This is a genomic window from Microbacterium sp. SLBN-146, from assembly GCF_006715145.1.
In the GTDB taxonomy this organism is placed as follows: Bacteria; Actinomycetota; Actinomycetes; order Actinomycetales; family Microbacteriaceae; genus Microbacterium.
In genome coordinates this window covers 221,649-236,510 of record NZ_VFMR01000001.1, presented here as the reverse complement: position 1 = coordinate 236,510, position 14,862 = coordinate 221,649, and the positions used below count along the sequence as shown (strand labels likewise).

At 66.3% G+C, this 14,862-nt stretch carries 25 protein-coding genes; all 25 read left to right on the top strand.

What is annotated here, in order from left to right:
- Window positions 1-170 precede the first annotated feature (170 nt).
- The 25 genes from rpsJ (at window position 171) to FBY39_RS00835 (ending at window position 14,808) form a co-directional block, all read left to right on the top strand.
- Window positions 171-479 (top strand): 30S ribosomal protein S10, encoded by a 309-nt coding sequence (rpsJ, locus tag FBY39_RS00955; RefSeq protein WP_018171443.1) that lies wholly within the window; start codon window positions 171-173, stop codon window positions 477-479.
- An 8-nt stretch (window positions 480-487) separates the two neighbouring features.
- Complete coding sequence (gene rplC, locus FBY39_RS00950) at window positions 488-1,147, top strand: 50S ribosomal protein L3 (protein WP_141929812.1); 660 nt, start codon at window positions 488-490, stop codon at window positions 1,145-1,147.
- A 2-nt stretch (window positions 1,148-1,149) separates the two neighbouring features.
- Window positions 1,150-1,809: a 50S ribosomal protein L4 gene (gene rplD / locus FBY39_RS00945; RefSeq protein WP_141929811.1), complete on the top strand. Its 660-nt coding sequence runs from the start codon at window positions 1,150-1,152 to the stop codon at window positions 1,807-1,809.
- Window positions 1,806-2,126: a 50S ribosomal protein L23 gene (rplW, locus tag FBY39_RS00940; protein ID WP_141929810.1), complete on the top strand. Its 321-nt coding sequence runs from the start codon at window positions 1,806-1,808 to the stop codon at window positions 2,124-2,126. Before rplD ends, rplW begins: the two co-directional genes overlap by 4 nt.
- A 25-nt stretch (window positions 2,127-2,151) precedes the next feature.
- The gene (rplB, locus tag FBY39_RS00935; protein ID WP_141929809.1) at window positions 2,152-2,991 is read left to right on the top strand and encodes a 50S ribosomal protein L2; all 840 of its coding nucleotides are present in this window, start codon (window positions 2,152-2,154) and stop codon (window positions 2,989-2,991) included.
- A 12-nt stretch (window positions 2,992-3,003) separates the two neighbouring features.
- Window positions 3,004-3,285 (top strand): 30S ribosomal protein S19, encoded by a 282-nt coding sequence (rpsS, locus tag FBY39_RS00930; RefSeq protein ID WP_141929808.1) that lies wholly within the window; start codon window positions 3,004-3,006, stop codon window positions 3,283-3,285.
- A 40-nt stretch (window positions 3,286-3,325) separates the two neighbouring features.
- On the top strand, window positions 3,326-3,727 hold the full coding sequence (rplV, locus tag FBY39_RS00925; RefSeq protein WP_141929807.1) for a 50S ribosomal protein L22: 402 nt from the start codon (window positions 3,326-3,328) through the stop codon (window positions 3,725-3,727).
- Window positions 3,727-4,479 carry a 30S ribosomal protein S3 gene (rpsC, locus tag FBY39_RS00920; protein ID WP_141929806.1) on the top strand — a complete coding sequence of 251 codons (753 nt, stop codon included), beginning with the start codon at window positions 3,727-3,729 and terminating at the stop codon, window positions 4,477-4,479. Before rplV ends, rpsC begins: the two co-directional genes overlap by 1 nt.
- Window positions 4,479-4,898, top strand: coding sequence for a 50S ribosomal protein L16 (gene rplP / locus FBY39_RS00915; protein WP_013584008.1), 420 nt, complete (start codon window positions 4,479-4,481; stop codon window positions 4,896-4,898). Before rpsC ends, rplP begins: the two co-directional genes overlap by 1 nt.
- Entirely contained in the window at window positions 4,898-5,212 is a 315-nt protein-coding gene (rpmC, locus tag FBY39_RS00910; RefSeq protein ID WP_141929805.1) for a 50S ribosomal protein L29, read from the top strand. Before rplP ends, rpmC begins: the two co-directional genes overlap by 1 nt.
- Window positions 5,212-5,538 carry a 30S ribosomal protein S17 gene (gene rpsQ, locus FBY39_RS00905; protein WP_141929804.1) on the top strand — a complete coding sequence of 109 codons (327 nt, stop codon included), beginning with the start codon at window positions 5,212-5,214 and terminating at the stop codon, window positions 5,536-5,538. Before rpmC ends, rpsQ begins: the two co-directional genes overlap by 1 nt.
- A gap of 34 nt (window positions 5,539-5,572) precedes the next feature.
- Entirely contained in the window at window positions 5,573-5,941 is a 369-nt protein-coding gene (gene rplN, locus FBY39_RS00900; RefSeq protein WP_141929803.1) for a 50S ribosomal protein L14, read from the top strand.
- A 4-nt stretch (window positions 5,942-5,945) separates the two neighbouring features.
- Window positions 5,946-6,305 (top strand): 50S ribosomal protein L24, encoded by a 360-nt coding sequence (gene rplX / locus FBY39_RS00895; protein ID WP_141929802.1) that lies wholly within the window; start codon window positions 5,946-5,948, stop codon window positions 6,303-6,305.
- Window positions 6,306-6,307: 2 nt separating this feature from the next.
- Window positions 6,308-6,898: a 50S ribosomal protein L5 gene (gene rplE / locus FBY39_RS00890; protein ID WP_141929801.1), complete on the top strand. Its 591-nt coding sequence runs from the start codon at window positions 6,308-6,310 to the stop codon at window positions 6,896-6,898.
- 112 nt (window positions 6,899-7,010) lie between these two features.
- Window positions 7,011-7,409 (top strand): 30S ribosomal protein S8, encoded by a 399-nt coding sequence (gene rpsH, locus FBY39_RS00885; protein ID WP_141929800.1) that lies wholly within the window; start codon window positions 7,011-7,013, stop codon window positions 7,407-7,409.
- A 6-nt stretch (window positions 7,410-7,415) separates the two neighbouring features.
- Window positions 7,416-7,952 (top strand): 50S ribosomal protein L6, encoded by a 537-nt coding sequence (rplF, locus tag FBY39_RS00880; RefSeq protein WP_141929799.1) that lies wholly within the window; start codon window positions 7,416-7,418, stop codon window positions 7,950-7,952.
- A gap of 2 nt (window positions 7,953-7,954) precedes the next feature.
- Window positions 7,955-8,314 (top strand): 50S ribosomal protein L18, encoded by a 360-nt coding sequence (gene rplR / locus FBY39_RS00875; RefSeq protein WP_141929798.1) that lies wholly within the window; start codon window positions 7,955-7,957, stop codon window positions 8,312-8,314.
- Window positions 8,311-8,997 (top strand): 30S ribosomal protein S5, encoded by a 687-nt coding sequence (gene rpsE, locus FBY39_RS00870; RefSeq protein ID WP_141929797.1) that lies wholly within the window; start codon window positions 8,311-8,313, stop codon window positions 8,995-8,997. Before rplR ends, rpsE begins: the two co-directional genes overlap by 4 nt.
- A complete protein-coding gene (rpmD, locus tag FBY39_RS00865) occupies window positions 8,997-9,182 on the top strand; it encodes a 50S ribosomal protein L30 (protein WP_045275468.1) in 186 nt (61 codons plus the stop codon). The genes rpsE and rpmD overlap by 1 nt, the downstream gene beginning before the upstream one ends.
- Window positions 9,182-9,781: a 50S ribosomal protein L15 gene (gene rplO / locus FBY39_RS00860; RefSeq protein WP_141929796.1), complete on the top strand. Its 600-nt coding sequence runs from the start codon at window positions 9,182-9,184 to the stop codon at window positions 9,779-9,781. Before rpmD ends, rplO begins: the two co-directional genes overlap by 1 nt.
- A 103-nt stretch (window positions 9,782-9,884) precedes the next feature.
- Window positions 9,885-11,207, top strand: a complete 1,323-nt coding sequence (gene secY, locus FBY39_RS00855) for a preprotein translocase subunit SecY (protein ID WP_141929795.1) — start codon at window positions 9,885-9,887, stop codon at window positions 11,205-11,207.
- Window positions 11,204-11,827, top strand: a complete 624-nt coding sequence (locus tag FBY39_RS00850) for an adenylate kinase (RefSeq protein WP_141929794.1) — start codon at window positions 11,204-11,206, stop codon at window positions 11,825-11,827. Before secY ends, FBY39_RS00850 begins: the two co-directional genes overlap by 4 nt.
- 1 nt (window position 11,828) lies before the next feature.
- Complete coding sequence (map, locus tag FBY39_RS00845) at window positions 11,829-12,665, top strand: type I methionyl aminopeptidase (RefSeq protein ID WP_141929793.1); 837 nt, start codon at window positions 11,829-11,831, stop codon at window positions 12,663-12,665.
- Window positions 12,666-12,681: 16 nt separating this feature from the next.
- Window positions 12,682-13,356 (top strand): DsbA family protein, encoded by a 675-nt coding sequence (locus FBY39_RS00840; protein ID WP_160132853.1) that lies wholly within the window; start codon window positions 12,682-12,684, stop codon window positions 13,354-13,356.
- A 462-nt stretch (window positions 13,357-13,818) separates the two neighbouring features.
- Window positions 13,819-14,808 carry a hypothetical protein gene (locus FBY39_RS00835; RefSeq protein WP_141929791.1) on the top strand — a complete coding sequence of 330 codons (990 nt, stop codon included), beginning with the start codon at window positions 13,819-13,821 and terminating at the stop codon, window positions 14,806-14,808.
- The last annotated feature ends 54 nt before the right edge of the window (window positions 14,809-14,862 follow it).

The following is a 14,862-nucleotide window of genomic DNA, read 5'->3' as shown; positions in this document are numbered from 1 at the left end:
GCGTGCGCGGGGGATCGCGGAACCGGGTGCCGCGGCATCCGGCTTGACACGAGAACAGTGGTGCAGCAGATCGGGTGAGAGCCCGGACGAAGTGCCCAGGCACATCGCAGACGCGATGCGCCGTGTGCGTCCGATGCCCGAGAGGTATGACGCGGAAAGAGAGTGATCAGATGGCGGGACAGAAGATCCGCATTCGCCTGAAGTCGTACGACCACGAGGTCATCGACTCGTCGGCACGGAAGATCGTCGACACCGTGACCCGTGCGGGCGCAACGGTCGTCGGCCCCGTGCCGCTTCCGACGGAGAAGAACGTGATCGCCGTGATCCGTTCCCCCCACAAGTACAAGGACAGCCGCGAGCACTTCGAGATGCGCACCCACAAGCGTCTGATCGACATCATCGATCCGACGCCCAAGGCGGTGGACTCGCTGATGCGTCTCGACCTCCCGGCCGACGTCAACATCGAGATCAAGCTCTGAGGTTCGACATGGCTGACATCAACTCCAAGATTTCCAAGGGCCTCCTCGGCACGAAGCTCGGCATGACTCAGGTCTGGGATGAGAACGGCAAGCTCGTTCCCGTCACCGTGATCGAGGTCGCGCCCAACGTCGTGACCCAGGTCCGTACCCCCGAGAAGGACGGCTACAACGCCGTCCAGGTCGCCTACGGCCAGATCGACCCCCGCAAGGTCAACAAGCCCCAGACGGCTCACTTCGAAGCGGCAGGCGTCACGCCCCGCCGTCACCTCACCGAGATCCGCACAGCGGATGCCGGTGACTACTCGCTCGGTCAGGAACTGACCGTCGATGCGACCTTCGAAGCCGGCCAGCTCGTCGACGTCGTCGGCACCAGCAAGGGCAAGGGCACCGCGGGTGTCATGAAGCGCCACAACTTCAAGGGCGTCTCCGCTTCGCACGGTGCGCACCGCAACCACCGCAAGCCCGGCTCGATCGGCGCATCGTCGACCCCGAGCCGCGTCTTCAAGGGCATGCGCATGGCCGGCCGTATGGGTGGCGAGCGCGTGACCGTCCTCAACCTCACGGTGCACGCCGTCGATGCCGAGAAGGGTCTGCTGCTCGTCAAGGGCGCCGTCCCCGGGGCACGTGGCCGCATCGTCTACGTCCGCAACGCAGTGAAGGGTGCCTGATCATGGCTGACTCGACTCTCGCGCTCGACGTCCGCAAGGCCGACGGCTCGGCTGCTGGTTCCGTCCAGCTGCCTGCGTCCCTCTTCGACGTCAAGACGAACATCCCGCTGATCCACCAGGTCGTCGTCGCGCAGCGCGCGGCGGCTCGCCAGGGCACCCACTCGACCAAGCGTCGCGGTGAGGTCTCCGGTGCCGGCCGCAAGCCCTTCAAGCAGAAGGGCACGGGTAACGCCCGTCAGGGCTCGATCCGTGCGCCGCACATGACCGGTGGTGGCATCGTCCACGGCCCCAAGCCGCGCGACTACTCGCAGCGCACCCCCAAGAAGATGATCGCCGCAGCGCTCCTCGGAGCCCTCAGCGATCGTGCCCGGGGCGAGCGTCTGCACGTCGTCGACTCCTTCGGTATCGAGGGCGCTCCTTCGACGAAGGCCGCAGCGGCCGTGCTGACCGCGTTCGGCGCCGTCAAGAACGTCCTCGTGGTCATCGACCGCGACGACGACCTCAGCATCCTGAGCGTCCGCAACCTCTCGTACGTCCACGTGCTGTACTTCGACCAGCTGAACGCCTACGACGTGATCGTCTCCGACGACATCGTCTTCACCAAGCCTGCGTTCGACGCGTTCGTCGCGTCGAAGGCGGCCACTGAGGAGGTCTCGGCATGAGCGCCGACAACGCCCTGCAGAGCGCAGTCAACAAGGACCCGCGCGACATCATCCTGAAGCCCGTCGTCTCCGAGAAGAGCTACGGACTGATCGACGAGGGCAAGTACACCTTCCTCGTTGACCCGCGCGCGTCCAAGACCGAGATCAAGCTCGCCATCGAGAAGATCTTCGGCGTCAAGGTCGCTGCGGTCAACACGATTAACCGCGTCGGTAAGGCGCGCCGCACCCGCTTCGGCACCGGCAAGCGCAAGGACACCAAGCGCGCCATCGTGACGCTCAAGTCGGGCACCATCGACATCTTCACGGCAGTCGGCTGACGGTCGGGATAGAGGACTAGAGAACATGGCTATTCGCAAGTACAAGCCCACGACCCCGGGTCGCCGCGGCTCGTCGGTGGCGGACTTCGCTGAGATCACCCGATCGACGCCCGAGAAGTCCCTCCTTCGCCCGCTGTCCAAGACCGGTGGACGCAACAACCAGGGCCGCATCACGACCCGCCACATCGGTGGTGGACACAAGCGCCAGTACCGCGTCATCGACTTCCGTCGCAACGACAAGGACGGTATCGACGCGAAGGTCGCTCACATCGAGTACGACCCCAACCGCACGGCGCGCATCGCGCTCCTGCACTACGCGGACGGCGAGAAGCGCTACATCATCGCGCCGAACAAGCTGTCGCAGGGTGACATCGTCGAGTCGGGTGCCGGTGCTGACATCAAGCCCGGCAACAACCTGCCGCTGCGCAACATCCCCACGGGTACCGTGATCCACGCGATCGAGCTCCGTCCCGGCGGCGGCGCCAAGCTGGCCCGCTCGGCGGGTGTGTCGGTTCGCCTCGTGGCGAAGGACGGCCCCTACGCCCAGCTGCGTCTGCCCTCGGGCGAGATTCGCAACGTCGACGCGCGCTGCCGCGCGACCGTCGGCGAGGTGGGCAACGCGGAACAGTCCAACATCAACTGGGGCAAGGCCGGCCGTAACCGCTGGAAGGGCATCCGCCCGACCGTCCGTGGTGTCGCCATGAACCCCGTCGATCACCCGCACGGTGGTGGTGAGGGCAAGACGTCCGGTGGCCGTCACCCCGTCACTCCTTGGGGCCAGGCTGAGGGTCGCACCCGCCACGCCAACAAGGAAAGCGACAAGTACATCGTCCGTCGTCGCAACGCCGGCAAGAAGCGCAAGTAGGAGTAGAGGAAGATGCCTCGCAGCCTTAAGAAGGGCCCCTTCGTCGACGAGCACCTGCTTCGCAAGGTCGTCGTCCAGAACGAAGCCGGTTCCAAGAACGTCATCAAGACCTGGTCACGTCGCTCCATGATCGTGCCGGCCATGCTCGGCCACACGATCGCGGTGCACGACGGTCGCAAGCACATCCCTGTGTTCGTGAGCGAGACCATGGTCGGTCACAAGTTGGGCGAATTCGCCCCCACCCGCACCTTCCGCGGCCACGTGAAGGACGACAAGAAGGGCCGCCGCCGCTGACGCGGGGGCGTTCCTGGAAGCAGAGATAGGAGGAGAAGCAATGGTGGATTCCATCGCACGCGTGAAGCACATCCGCGTGACCCCTCAGAAGGCTCGCCGTGTCGTCGCTCTCATCAAGGGCAAGCAGGCTCAGGAGGCTCTCGCCATCCTGAAGTTCGCACCCCAGAGTGCCAGTGAGCCGATCTACAAGCTCGTCGCAGCGGCGATCGCGAACGCTCGCGTGAAGGCCGACAAGGACGGCGAGTTCCTGGATGAGCAGGACCTGTACGTGGCCAACGCGTACGTCGACGAGGGAACGACGCTCAAGCGTTTCCAGCCTCGTGCACAGGGTCGGGCGTTCCAGATCAAGAAGCGCACGAGCCACATCACGGTCGTGCTCTCGACCCCCGAGGTGGCCGAGACGGCCGCTGCCCCCGCTAAGAGCAAGAAGGCGAGCAAGTAATGGGCCAGAAAGTCAACCCGTACGGCTTCCGCCTCGGCATTACCACGGACCACGTGTCGCGGTGGTTCTCGGACTCGACGAAGCCGGGCCAGCGCTACGCCGACTACGTCGCCGAGGACATCAAGATCCGCAAGCTTCTGCAGAAGAACCTGGATCGTGCCGGCGTCAGCAACATCGAGATCGAGCGCACGCGTGACCGTGTGCGTGTCGACATCCACACTGCCCGCCCGGGCATCGTGATCGGCCGCCGCGGCGCCGAGGCCGAGCGCATCCGCTCCGACCTCGAGAAGCTCACCGGCAAGCAGATCCAGCTGAACATCCTCGAGGTCAAGAACCCCGAGGCTGACGCTCAGCTCGTCGCCCAGGGCATCGCCGAGCAGCTTTCCGCTCGTGTGGCTTTCCGCCGCGCGATGCGCAAGGGCCTGCAGGGCGCGCAGCGCGCCGGCGCCAAGGGCGTCCGGATCCAGGTCTCGGGCCGCCTCGGCGGCGCCGAGATGAGCCGTTCGGAGTTCTACCGCGAGGGTCGTGTGCCGCTGCACACGCTGCGCGCGAACATCGACTACGGCTTCTACGAGGCCAAGACGACCTTCGGTCGTATCGGCGTCAAGGTCTGGATCTACAAGGGCGACCTCACCAACAAGGAGTTGGCCCGCGAGCAGGCGAACGCCCCGAAGTCGGACCGTCGTCGTGACGACCGCCCGCGCCGTGGCCCCCGCAACGAGGCCCCCGTCGCAGAAGGAGCACCGGCGTAATGCTTATTCCCCGCAAGGTCAAGTACCGCAAGCAGCACCACCCGGGCCGCTCGGGTCAGGCCACCGGTGGCACCACGGTGTCGTTCGGTGAGTTCGGCATCCAGGCGCTCACGCCCGCGTACGTGACGAACCGTCAGATCGAGTCCGCTCGTATCGCCATGACGCGTCACATCAAGCGTGGCGGCAAGGTGTGGATTAACATCTACCCCGACCGTCCCCTCACGAAGAAGCCCGCCGAAACCCGCATGGGTTCGGGTAAGGGCTCGCCGGAGTGGTGGGTCGCAAACGTCAAGCCGGGTCGCGTCCTCTTCGAGGTCGCCGGCGTCAACGAGGAACTCGCTCGTGAGGCCCTGACCCGTGCAATCCACAAGCTGCCTCTCAAGGCACGCATCATCAAGCGCGAGGAGGGCGACGCGTAATGGCGATCGGCACCAAGACGCTCGCCCCGAGCGAGCTCGACACGTTCGAAGACCAGCGTCTCGTCGAGGAGCTGCGCAAGGCCAAGGAAGAGCTGTTCAACCTGCGCTTCCAGTCGGCCACCGGCCAGCTCGAGAGCCACGGCCGCATCCGCGCCGTGAAGCGCGACATCGCGCGGCTCTACACCGTCATCCGGGAGCGCGAGCTCGGCATCCGTGCCACGCCCGCGCCGCTCGAGACGGCGACGAAGAAGACCAAGACGAAGGCCAAGAAGGCGGATGCCGCCGACGAGGCCACCAAGGAAGAGGCTGAGTGATGGCCACCAAGAAGGCTGAAGAGGCCGCGGTCGCGGGCCACGAGCACGCGGCGAACGACGTCCGTGACGAGGCCGCTCGCGGTTACCGCAAGTCGCGTCGTGGCTACGTCGTGAGCGACAAGATGGACAAGACGATCGTCGTCGAGGTCGAGGACCGCGTAAAGCACCCCCTCTACGGCAAGGTCATCCGTCGCACGTCCAAGGTCAAGGCGCACGACGAGGGCAACACTGCCGGTATCGGCGACCTCGTCCTCATCAACGAGACCCGCCCGCTGAGCGCCACCAAGCGTTGGCGCCTGGTCGAGATCCTCGAGAAGGCCAAGTAAGGCTTCGGCCTTCTTGGAACCCAAGGAGTAACAAGTGATTCAGAACGAATCCCGCCTCAAGGTCGCCGACAACACCGGTGCGAAGGAGCTGCTCACCATCCGTGTGCTCGGCGGCTCCAACCGGCGCTACGCGGGCCTGGGTGACATCATCGTCGCCACGGTCAAGGACGCGATCCCGGGCGGCAACGTCAAGAAGGGCGACGTCGTCAAGGCGGTCGTCGTCCGTACCAAGAAGGAGACCCGCCGTCCCGACGGGTCGTACATCAAGTTCGACGAGAACGCCGCCGTCATCCTGAAGACCGACGGGGAGCCCCGCGGCACCCGTATCTTCGGCCCGGTCGGTCGTGAGCTTCGCGACAAGAAGTTCATGAAGATCGTCTCGCTCGCACCGGAGGTGATCTGACCCCATGGCCAAGATCAAGAAGGGTGACCTGGTTCAGGTCATCAACGGCAAGAAGCAGGACAAGGGCGGTTACCGCGGCAAGCAGGGCAAGGTCCTCGAGGTCCTTTCCGAGCAGAACCGCGTGATCGTCGAGGGCGTCAACTACGTCACGAAGCACAGCCGTGTCGGCCAGACCCAGCGCGGCACCAAGACGGGCGGCATCGAGACGATGGAAGCCCCGATCCACATCTCCAACGTCGCACTCGTCGACCCCTCGACCAAGAAGCCGACCCGTGTCGGCCACCGCGTCGAGGAGCAGACGAAGGACGGCGTCAAGCGCACGGTCCGTGTGCGCTACGCGAAGAAGTCAGGCAAGGACCTCTGAATATGAGCACTTCGACTGCTGCGCCGGCTGGCAAGATCCAGCCGCGCCTGAAGCAGAAGTACCACAACGAGATCAAGAAGCAGCTGCAGGACGAGTTCGGCTACGCGAACGTCATGCAGATCCCCGGTCTCGTGAAGGTCGTCGTCAACACCGGTGTCGGTGAGGCCGCGCGTGACAGCAAGGTGATCGATGGTGCGGTCGACGACCTCACCAAGATCACGGGGCAGAAGCCCCTCGTCACGAAGGCCCGCAAGTCGATCGCGCAGTTCAAGCTGCGTGAGGGACAGCCGATCGGCGCGCACGTCACGCTGCGCGGCGACCGTGCCTGGGAGTTCGTGGATCGCCTCGTGAACCTCGCGCTGCCCCGCATCCGCGACTTCCGCGGTCTGTCGCCCAAGCAGTTCGACGGCCACGGCAACTACACGTTCGGTCTCCAGGAGCAGGCTGTGTTCCACGAGATCAACCAGGACAAGATCGACCGCGTCCGCGGATTCGACATCACGATCGTCACCAACGCCAAGACGGACGACGAGGGCCGCGCACTCCTGCGCCACCTCGGCTTCCCGTTCCGCGGCGAGGACGCTCAGGCGTAACACCCCCTCGTCGAGCGGACGGCGCTTCCCGCCCGTCCGCTCGACGTCGGAATCAGGAAGGTCGGATGTCGTGTAACGGCATCCGAAACCGCATGAACGAAAGAAGCAACTCATGACAATGACAGACCCGGTCGCAGACATGCTGACCCGTCTGCGCAACGCGAACTCGGCGCACCACGACTCCGTCGCGCTGCCGAGCTCCAAGCTCAAGACCCACATCGCCGAGATCCTCCAGCAGGAGGGCTACATCGCCGGCTGGGAGGTCTCGGACGCCCGCGTCGGACAGACCCTCACGCTGACGCTCAAGTACGGCCCGAACCGCGAGCGGTCGATCGCCGGCATCAAGCGCGTGTCCAAGCCTGGACTCCGCGTCTACGCAAAGTCGACCGAGATCCCCACCGTCCTCGGTGGCCTCGGCGTCGCGATCCTGTCCACCTCCTCCGGTCTTCTCACCGACCGTCAGGCCGAGCAGAAGGGCGTGGGCGGAGAAGTTCTCGCCTACGTGTGGTGATCTGACATGTCGCGAATCGGACGTCTTCCCATCGACATCCCCGCCGGAGTGACCGTCACGGTCGCCGGCCAGGACGTCGCTGTCAAGGGCCCCAAGGGCGAGCTCTCGCTCACCGTGGCCCGCCCCATCGAGGTCAAGGTCGAAGAGGCGCAGGTGCTCGTCACGCGTCCCGACGACGAGCGCGAGTCGCGTTCGCTCCACGGCCTGACCCGCACGCTCATCAGCAACAACATCGTCGGTGTCACCCAGGGCTACACCAAGGGCCTCGAGGTCGTCGGAACGGGTTACCGCGTCGCGCAGAAGGGCGGCTCGATCGAGTTCGCCCTCGGCTTCTCGCACCCCGTGCTCGTCGAGCCCCCCGCCGGCATCACGTTCACGGTCGAGGGCAACAACAAGGTCACTGTCAGCGGCATCGACAAGCAGGCCGTCGGTGAGGCCGCCGCGAACATCCGCAAGATCCGCAAGCCCGAGCCGTACAAGGGCAAGGGTGTGCGGTACGCGGGCGAGGTCGTTCGCCGCAAGGCCGGAAAGAGTGGTAAGTAACCATGGCTCTCAAGTCAAAGTCCGACGCTCGTTCGCGTCGTCACGCCCGCCTTCGCAAGAAGGTCGTCGGCACCGCCGATCGTCCGCGCCTCGTCGTGACCCGCTCGGCGCGCCACGTCTTCGTGCAGCTCGTGGACGACAGCAAGGGGCACACGGTCGCCTCCGCCTCCACGCTCGAGACCGACCTGCGCGGTTTCGAGGGTGACAAGACCGCCAAGGCGCGCAAGGTCGGCGAACTCGTCGCCGAGCGCGCGAAGGCTGCCGGCGTCTCCGACGTCGTCTTCGACCGCGGTGGCAACCGCTATGCGGGTCGGGTCGCGGCAATCGCCGACGGCGCCCGCGAGGGAGGTCTGAACCTGTGACGGATAACAAGGAGAACAACGTGACCGTAGAGGCAGCTGCTGAGGCTCCGGCCGAGGCTCCCGCCGAGACCGCCGCGGAGCGCGAGCCCCGTCGCGGTGGTCGCGAGCGCAACCCCAACCGTGGGGAGCGCGGTGGTCGTGACCGCAACGAGAGCCAGTTCCTCGAGCGCGTCGTCACGATCAACCGTGTGTCGAAGGTCGTCAAGGGCGGTCGCCGCTTCAGCTTCACGGCGCTCGTCGTCGTGGGCGACGGCAACGGCGTCGTCGGCGTCGGATACGGCAAGGCCCGTGAAGTGCCCCTCGCCATCTCGAAGGGTGTCGAAGAGGCCAAGCGGAACTTCTTCCGTGTGCCGCGCGTCGGCTCGACGATCCCGCACCCCACGCAGGGTGAGGCCGCTGCCGGCGTCGTGCTGCTGCGTCCGGCCGCTGCCGGTACCGGTGTTATCGCGGGTGGTCCCGTGCGCGCCGTGCTCGAGTGCGCCGGCATCCACGATGTCCTGTCGAAGTCGCTCGGTTCGTCGAACACGATCAACATCGTCCACGCGACGGTCCAGGCGCTGAAGCAGCTCGAGGAGCCCCGTGCGGTTGCCGCACGTCGTGGCCTCGAGTTCGATCAGGTCGCTCCGGCCCGTCTTGTCCGTGCCGAGGCCGAGGCCGCGGCTGCTGCGAAGGCAGGTGTCTGATGGCCGAGCGTCTGAAGGTCACGCAGGTCAAGTCCAAGGTGAGCGAGAAGCAGAACCAGCGCGACACGCTGCGTTCGCTGGGTCTCAAGCGGATCGGCGACTCGGTCGTCCGTCCCGACGACGCGCAGACGCGCGGTTACGTCAAGACCGTCGCGCACCTCGTGAAGGTTGAGGAGATCGACTAATGGCCGAGAAGGCTGAGAAGAAGGACGACGTCGTCGAGACGACGCCGCCCAAGAAGGCTGCCGCCAAGAAGCCGGCCGCCGCGAAGAAGCCCGCTGCCGAGAAGTCGGCCAAGGATGCGCCCAAGAAGTCCGCGCCGAAGAACGACGCTCCCGCGTCGCGTCCCGGTGTGCTGAAGGTGCACCACCTGCGTCCGGTCCCCGGATCCAACACCGCGAAGACCCGTGTCGGTCGCGGTGAGGGCTCCAAGGGTAAGACCGCAGGCCGCGGTACCAAGGGCACGAAGGCCCGTTACCAGGTCAAGGTCGGCTTCGAGGGTGGGCAGATGCCGCTGCACATGCGCACCCCGAAGCTCCGCGGATTCAAGAACCCGTTCCGCGTCGAGTACCAGGTCGTGAACCTCGAGAAGCTGGCCGAGCTCTACCCGGCCGGTGGAGATGTCACGATCGCGGATCTCGTCGCCAAGGGCGCTGTGCGCAAGAACGAGAAGGTCAAGGTGCTCGGCACCGGAGACGTCTCGGTCAAGCTCAATGTGACGGTCGACAAGGTCTCGGGTTCTGCCGAGCAGAAGATCGTCGCGGCAGGCGGCACGGTCAAGTAGCAGCCTCAGCGGGGGCCGGAGGACGACCTCCGGCCCCCGCTGGGCTAATCTGGGTTCGCGGGTGCCGCGTGCGCATCCGCATCCCCCCTCTGGAGGCATCGTCTTGTTCAGCGCCATTGCGCGGGTCTTCCGTACACCCGACCTACGACGGAAGATCGCATTCACTCTTGCGATCATCGCGATCTACCGCTTCGGCGCACACGTGCCGGCGCCTTTCGTCGACTTCCCGAACGTGCAGTCCTGTCTGCGGGATTCGGCGGGAACCGAAGGTCTGCTCTCGCTCGTCAACCTGTTCTCGGGTGGCGCGCTCCTGCAGCTGTCGATCTTCGCGCTCGGCGTCATGCCGTACATCACCGCGACGATCATCGTGCAGCTGTTGCGCGTCGTCATCCCGCACTTCGAGACCCTCTACAAGGAGGGTCAGTCGGGCCAGGGCAAGCTGACGCAGTACACGCGCTACCTGACGATCGCGCTCGCGCTGCTCCAGTCGACGACGCTCGTCACGGTCGCTCGCAGCGGCCAGCTGTTCGGCGCCACGGGTATCCCGGAGTGCGAGCAGCTGCTGACCAACGACGTGTGGTGGGCGCAGCTACTCATGATCGTCACGATGACGGCCGGTACGGGCCTCATCATGTGGTTCGCCGAGCTCGTGACCGAGCGCGGTGTCGGCAACGGCATGTCGCTCCTCATCTTCGTCTCGATCGCCGCGACGTTCCCCGGCGCCATGTGGGCCATCTGGCAGTCCCGCGGCTTCGAGGTGTTCCTCCTCGTCCTCGCCGTCGGAATCGTCGTCGTGGCGCTCGTCGTGTTCGTCGAGCAGTCTCAGAGGCGCATCCCTGTCCAGTACGCCAAGCGGATGGTCGGACGCCGCACGTACGGCGGCACGAACACGTACATCCCCATCAAGGTCAACATGGCCGGTGTCGTGCCCGTCATCTTCGCCTCGTCGCTGCTGTACATCCCCGCGCTCATCGCGCAGTTCAACCAGCCGCAGCCTGGTCAGGACGTTCCCGGCTGGGTGGCGTGGATCCAGCAGTACCTCGTCTCGGGCGATCACCCGCTCTACATGGCGATCTACTTCCTCCTGATCGTCGGGTTCACCTACTTCTACGTCGCGATCACCTTCAACCCGGTCGACGTCGCCGACAACATGAAGAAGTACGGCGGATTCATCCCCGGCATCCGCGCGGGTCGTCCCACCGCCGAGTACCTCGACTACGTGCTGACGCGCATCACGCTCCCGGGCTCGCTCTACCTCGGCCTCATCGCGCTCATCCCGCTCGTCGCCCTCGCGACGGTGGGTGCCAACCAGAACTTCCCGTTCGGTGGCGCGTCGATCCTCATCATCGTCGGTGTCGGTCTCGAGACCGTGAAGCAGATCGATGCTCAGCTTCAGCAGCGCCACTACGAGGGGCTTCTTCGATGACGGATGCCGAACAGCACGAGGCCCCGCGTCCCGCGAGGCTCGTCCTCGTCGGGCCGCAGGGTTCAGGCAAGGGGACGCAGGCCGAGCGCATCGCAGAGCGGTTCCGCATCGCAGCGATCTCGACGGGCGACGTCTTCCGTCAGAACATCAAGGACGAGACCGACCTCGGCCGCCAGGTGAAGTCGATCATCGACGCGGGAGACCTCGTGTCGGATGCACTGACCTTCGAGGTCGTGCGCGATCGGCTCACCCAGCCGGACGCCGCCACGGGCTTCCTCCTCGACGGATTCCCGCGCAACCTCGGGCAGCTCGGACTCCTCGATACGTACCTGGACGAGCGCGAAGCGCCTCTGACCGCTGTCCTGGAGCTCGGTGTTCCGCGGGCCGTGAGCATGGACCGGCTCATGCGACGCGCGTTCGAGCAGGGTCGAACCGATGACACGGAAGAGGCGATTGCCAACCGTCTCTCGATCTACGAGCGCGAGACGGCGCCGATCCTCGAGGTGTACCGCGACCACGGCCTCGTCGATTCGATCGACGGCGTCGGATCCCTCGACGAAGTGACCGAGCGGATCTTCTCGGCGCTGGCTGCGCGCGGGATCGTTCCTGCCGCCGTCTGACGTGCTCCGCCGTTCGATCTACAAGACGCCCGCCCAGCTGCGGGCGATGGTCGAACCCGGTCGTATCACCGCCGCGGCACTCGATGCGGCGCGCGAACTGCTCGCGCCGGGCGTCACGACGCTGGAGTTGGATGCCGCGGCATCCGCCGTCATCACGTCTCGTGGTGCGGTGTCGAACTTCCAGATGGTGCGCGGGTACCGCCACACGATCTGCGCATCCGTCAACGAACAGGTGGTGCACGGGATTCCCGGGCCCCGCGTGCTCGCTCCCGGCGACATCGTCTCGATCGATGCCGGTGCGGAGTACCGCGGATGGAACGGCGATTCGGCCTTCACCGTCGTCATCCCGGATGAGTCGCGACCCGAGGTCGTCGCCGAACGTGAGCGTCTCTCGCAGGTGACGGAGGGCTCTCTGTGGGCCGGCATCGCGGCGCTCGCGTCGGCACGTCATCTCGCCGAGATCGGCGCCGCGATCGAAGGGCACATCCTTAGGCACGCACCGGAAGGCGGCTACGGCATCCTTCGCGACTACGTCGGGCACGGTATCGGGCGGAAGATGCACGAGTCGCCCTCGGTCTTCAACTATCGTGTGGCGGACTCGGGTCCCGAGGTTCGGCCGGGGCTCGTTCTCGCCATCGAGCCGATGGTGGTCATCGGTGACCAGGAGACGTTCATCGAAGACGACGGGTGGACGGTGTCGTCCCTCGACGGCACGGTTGGCTCGCATTGGGAACATAGCGTCGCGGTGCATGATGGCGGTATCTGGGTCCTGACCGCCCACGATGGCGGCGCTGCGGGTCTCGCTCCGTTCGGCGTCGTTCCCCGACCCATCGGCTGACGCCGGAGAGGAAGTCATGGCACAAGCACAGAAGACGAACTGGTTCGCGATCTGGATCAGTGTCGGAGTCGTCGCGGCACTCGTGCTCGTGGGCGCCCTCGTCGTGTGGATGAACAACTCCGCGAACGCGCCCGGACCCCGTCCGGCAGGCGCGGGCATCAACTCCGAGACGGGGGCGATCGAGGTCGGGAGCGGCTCGAACGAACTCGACATCTGGTTCGACTTCTACTGCCCGCACTGCCAAGACTTCGAGCGCGAGTACGGTTCGACCGTCGATGATCTGCTGGAGCAGGGGGATCTTCAGGTCAACCTGTTCCCCGTCGCTCTCGCGAGTCTCAACGCCGCCTCCGGAACCGACTTCTCGAAGCGGTCGGCGAACGCGCTCTACTGCGTCGCCGAGGCCGAGCCCGACGCCGCGTACCCGTTCATGCAGGCCATCTTCGCGACGGATCCCACGGGACCGGGATTGACGGACGAGGAACTCATCGCCGCGGCATCCGATGCGGGTGCGACGGGGATCGACGCCTGCGTGACCGATCGCGAGTACGTCGACTTCGTCGATGCCCAGACCCGCGAGATCCCGGAGAACCCGGAAACGGGTGGTCAGGGGACTCCGACGGTCGTGCTGAACGGCGACTTCATCCAGCTGACGGGCGACCCCGAGGCCGACCTCGTCGCTCGCCTGGGCTGACCCGTCCCCTGGAGCAACGGGTGCTGCCCCCACCGCTGATCTGGGATCGCCGGGTGCTGCCCCCACCGCTGATCGAGTAGCGCCGCAGGCGCGTATCGAGATCCGAGCTTCCATCGCGGGGCGGTCGCGATACGCCGCTGCGCGGCTACTCGACCAGCGGGGGTGGGCGCTGCGCGGCTCCGGGACCAGCGGGGGTGGGCGCGGTGGGTCCGAGACCAACGGAAGACGGCACGCGCCGTGTGGCCTCGGCGACTGGATGGGCGAGACGCTACGCAGAGTGCGAGTCGACACGATGCGCACGCACGTAGCGCGTTGATCGGGCGAGGGCATGTCGGTTCGCGGCATCCTCCTGAGTCGCACGGAGTGCACAACCTCCCCTCCCCAGGTTGCGCGATCGAGGAGTTCCTCACCGATCGAACCTCGGTGCGCAGGGCGCACCCGGCCGAGCGCCAGTCTGGGCTCATGGATGTCGACACTGCCCGGAGTGCGTTGCTGTCTCGACGTGTTCTCGAGGAGCGGGGGCTCTCCAGCCGCCAGATGGCGAAGGCCGTGGAAGGCGGCGAGCTGGTCCGGGTGCACCACGGCGTCTATGTCGACGGCTCGGTATGGAGAGCCGCGCAGGCGGAAGCGCGTCACCTCCTTCGCGTCGTCGCGGTCGACCGGGGGCGTCGCGGCGGAGACCCGATCAACGCGTTCGTGTCTGCCGCCGTCCTCTGGCAGCTGCCTCTCTACCGGCTTGATCCTGAGCGAGTGCATCTCGCGGGGCGTAGCGCCGACGGTCATGTCAGCTCGGCCCGAAGCGGGGTCGCGCGGCACAACGCCGATATCGAGGAGTCCGACCGTGCCGTCGTGCAAGGAGTCACGTGCACAGGCCTCGCTCGGACGGTTGCCGACATGATCCGGCTGGCTCCCGAGGAAGCGGGCGTCTCGGTCGCTGACGCCGCGCTGAGAAGGGTCGCCTTCGATGAGCGCACCCGAGAGTACGACGAGGATGCCGCGGCGGCATTCTCCGATGCCGTGACCGAGCGTCTCGAACGTATTCGCGGAGCGCGCGGGGTGCGCCGTGGTCGACGCATCCTGGCGATGGCGGACGGTCGGGCGCAGCTTCCGGGCGAGAGTGTCAGCAGGCTGCAGCTCATCCGTCTGGGCTTCGCCGCGCCGCGCCTCCAGGTGGCGATCGCGGCGCCGTTCGGCGGCTACTACTACGTCGACTTCGGACTCGACGACGTCCGCGCCTGGGGTGAGTTCGACGGCGAGGTGAAGTACCGAGACCCCGCCATGCGTCCCGAAGGACACGACCCGCTCGACGTGATGGTGGCTGAGAAGATGCGCGAGGACTGGATCCGGGGCACGACGAACAGACGGATGCCTCGATGGGGGAGCATGCACATCGTCACGGCGGAACGGCTCGGCGAGCGCCTGGCGGCGTTCCACGTCCGGCCACCGGGATGACGCTGCGCGGCGTCGCGAGACGGCACGGCGCACACGAGCCGATGCGGAATGTGC

Coding starts and splice junctions, on each gene's coding strand:
- rpmD (WP_045275468.1), top strand. CDS start 8,997: ATGGCCGAGCGTCTGAAGGTCACGCAGGTCAAGTCCAAGGTGAGCGAG.
- rpsQ (WP_141929804.1), top strand. CDS start 5,212: ATGGCCACCAAGAAGGCTGAAGAGGCCGCGGTCGCGGGCCACGAGCAC.
- rpsH (WP_141929800.1), top strand. CDS start 7,011: ATGACAATGACAGACCCGGTCGCAGACATGCTGACCCGTCTGCGCAAC.
- rplO (WP_141929796.1), top strand. CDS start 9,182: ATGGCCGAGAAGGCTGAGAAGAAGGACGACGTCGTCGAGACGACGCCG.
- rpmC (WP_141929805.1), top strand. CDS start 4,898: ATGGCGATCGGCACCAAGACGCTCGCCCCGAGCGAGCTCGACACGTTC.
- rplE (WP_141929801.1), top strand. CDS start 6,308: ATGAGCACTTCGACTGCTGCGCCGGCTGGCAAGATCCAGCCGCGCCTG.
- rplD (WP_141929811.1), top strand. CDS start 1,150: ATGGCTGACTCGACTCTCGCGCTCGACGTCCGCAAGGCCGACGGCTCG.
- rplF (WP_141929799.1), top strand. CDS start 7,416: ATGTCGCGAATCGGACGTCTTCCCATCGACATCCCCGCCGGAGTGACC.
- rpsC (WP_141929806.1), top strand. CDS start 3,727: ATGGGCCAGAAAGTCAACCCGTACGGCTTCCGCCTCGGCATTACCACG.
- rplV (WP_141929807.1), top strand. CDS start 3,326: ATGGTGGATTCCATCGCACGCGTGAAGCACATCCGCGTGACCCCTCAG.
- rplP (WP_013584008.1), top strand. CDS start 4,479: ATGCTTATTCCCCGCAAGGTCAAGTACCGCAAGCAGCACCACCCGGGC.
- rplR (WP_141929798.1), top strand. CDS start 7,955: ATGGCTCTCAAGTCAAAGTCCGACGCTCGTTCGCGTCGTCACGCCCGC.
- rplW (WP_141929810.1), top strand. CDS start 1,806: ATGAGCGCCGACAACGCCCTGCAGAGCGCAGTCAACAAGGACCCGCGC.
- FBY39_RS00835 (WP_141929791.1), top strand. CDS start 13,819: ATGGATGTCGACACTGCCCGGAGTGCGTTGCTGTCTCGACGTGTTCTC.
- rpsJ (WP_018171443.1), top strand. CDS start 171: ATGGCGGGACAGAAGATCCGCATTCGCCTGAAGTCGTACGACCACGAG.
- rplB (WP_141929809.1), top strand. CDS start 2,152: ATGGCTATTCGCAAGTACAAGCCCACGACCCCGGGTCGCCGCGGCTCG.
- rplX (WP_141929802.1), top strand. CDS start 5,946: ATGGCCAAGATCAAGAAGGGTGACCTGGTTCAGGTCATCAACGGCAAG.
- rpsS (WP_141929808.1), top strand. CDS start 3,004: ATGCCTCGCAGCCTTAAGAAGGGCCCCTTCGTCGACGAGCACCTGCTT.
- FBY39_RS00840 (WP_160132853.1), top strand. CDS start 12,682: ATGGCACAAGCACAGAAGACGAACTGGTTCGCGATCTGGATCAGTGTC.
- FBY39_RS00850 (WP_141929794.1), top strand. CDS start 11,204: ATGACGGATGCCGAACAGCACGAGGCCCCGCGTCCCGCGAGGCTCGTC.
- rplC (WP_141929812.1), top strand. CDS start 488: ATGGCTGACATCAACTCCAAGATTTCCAAGGGCCTCCTCGGCACGAAG.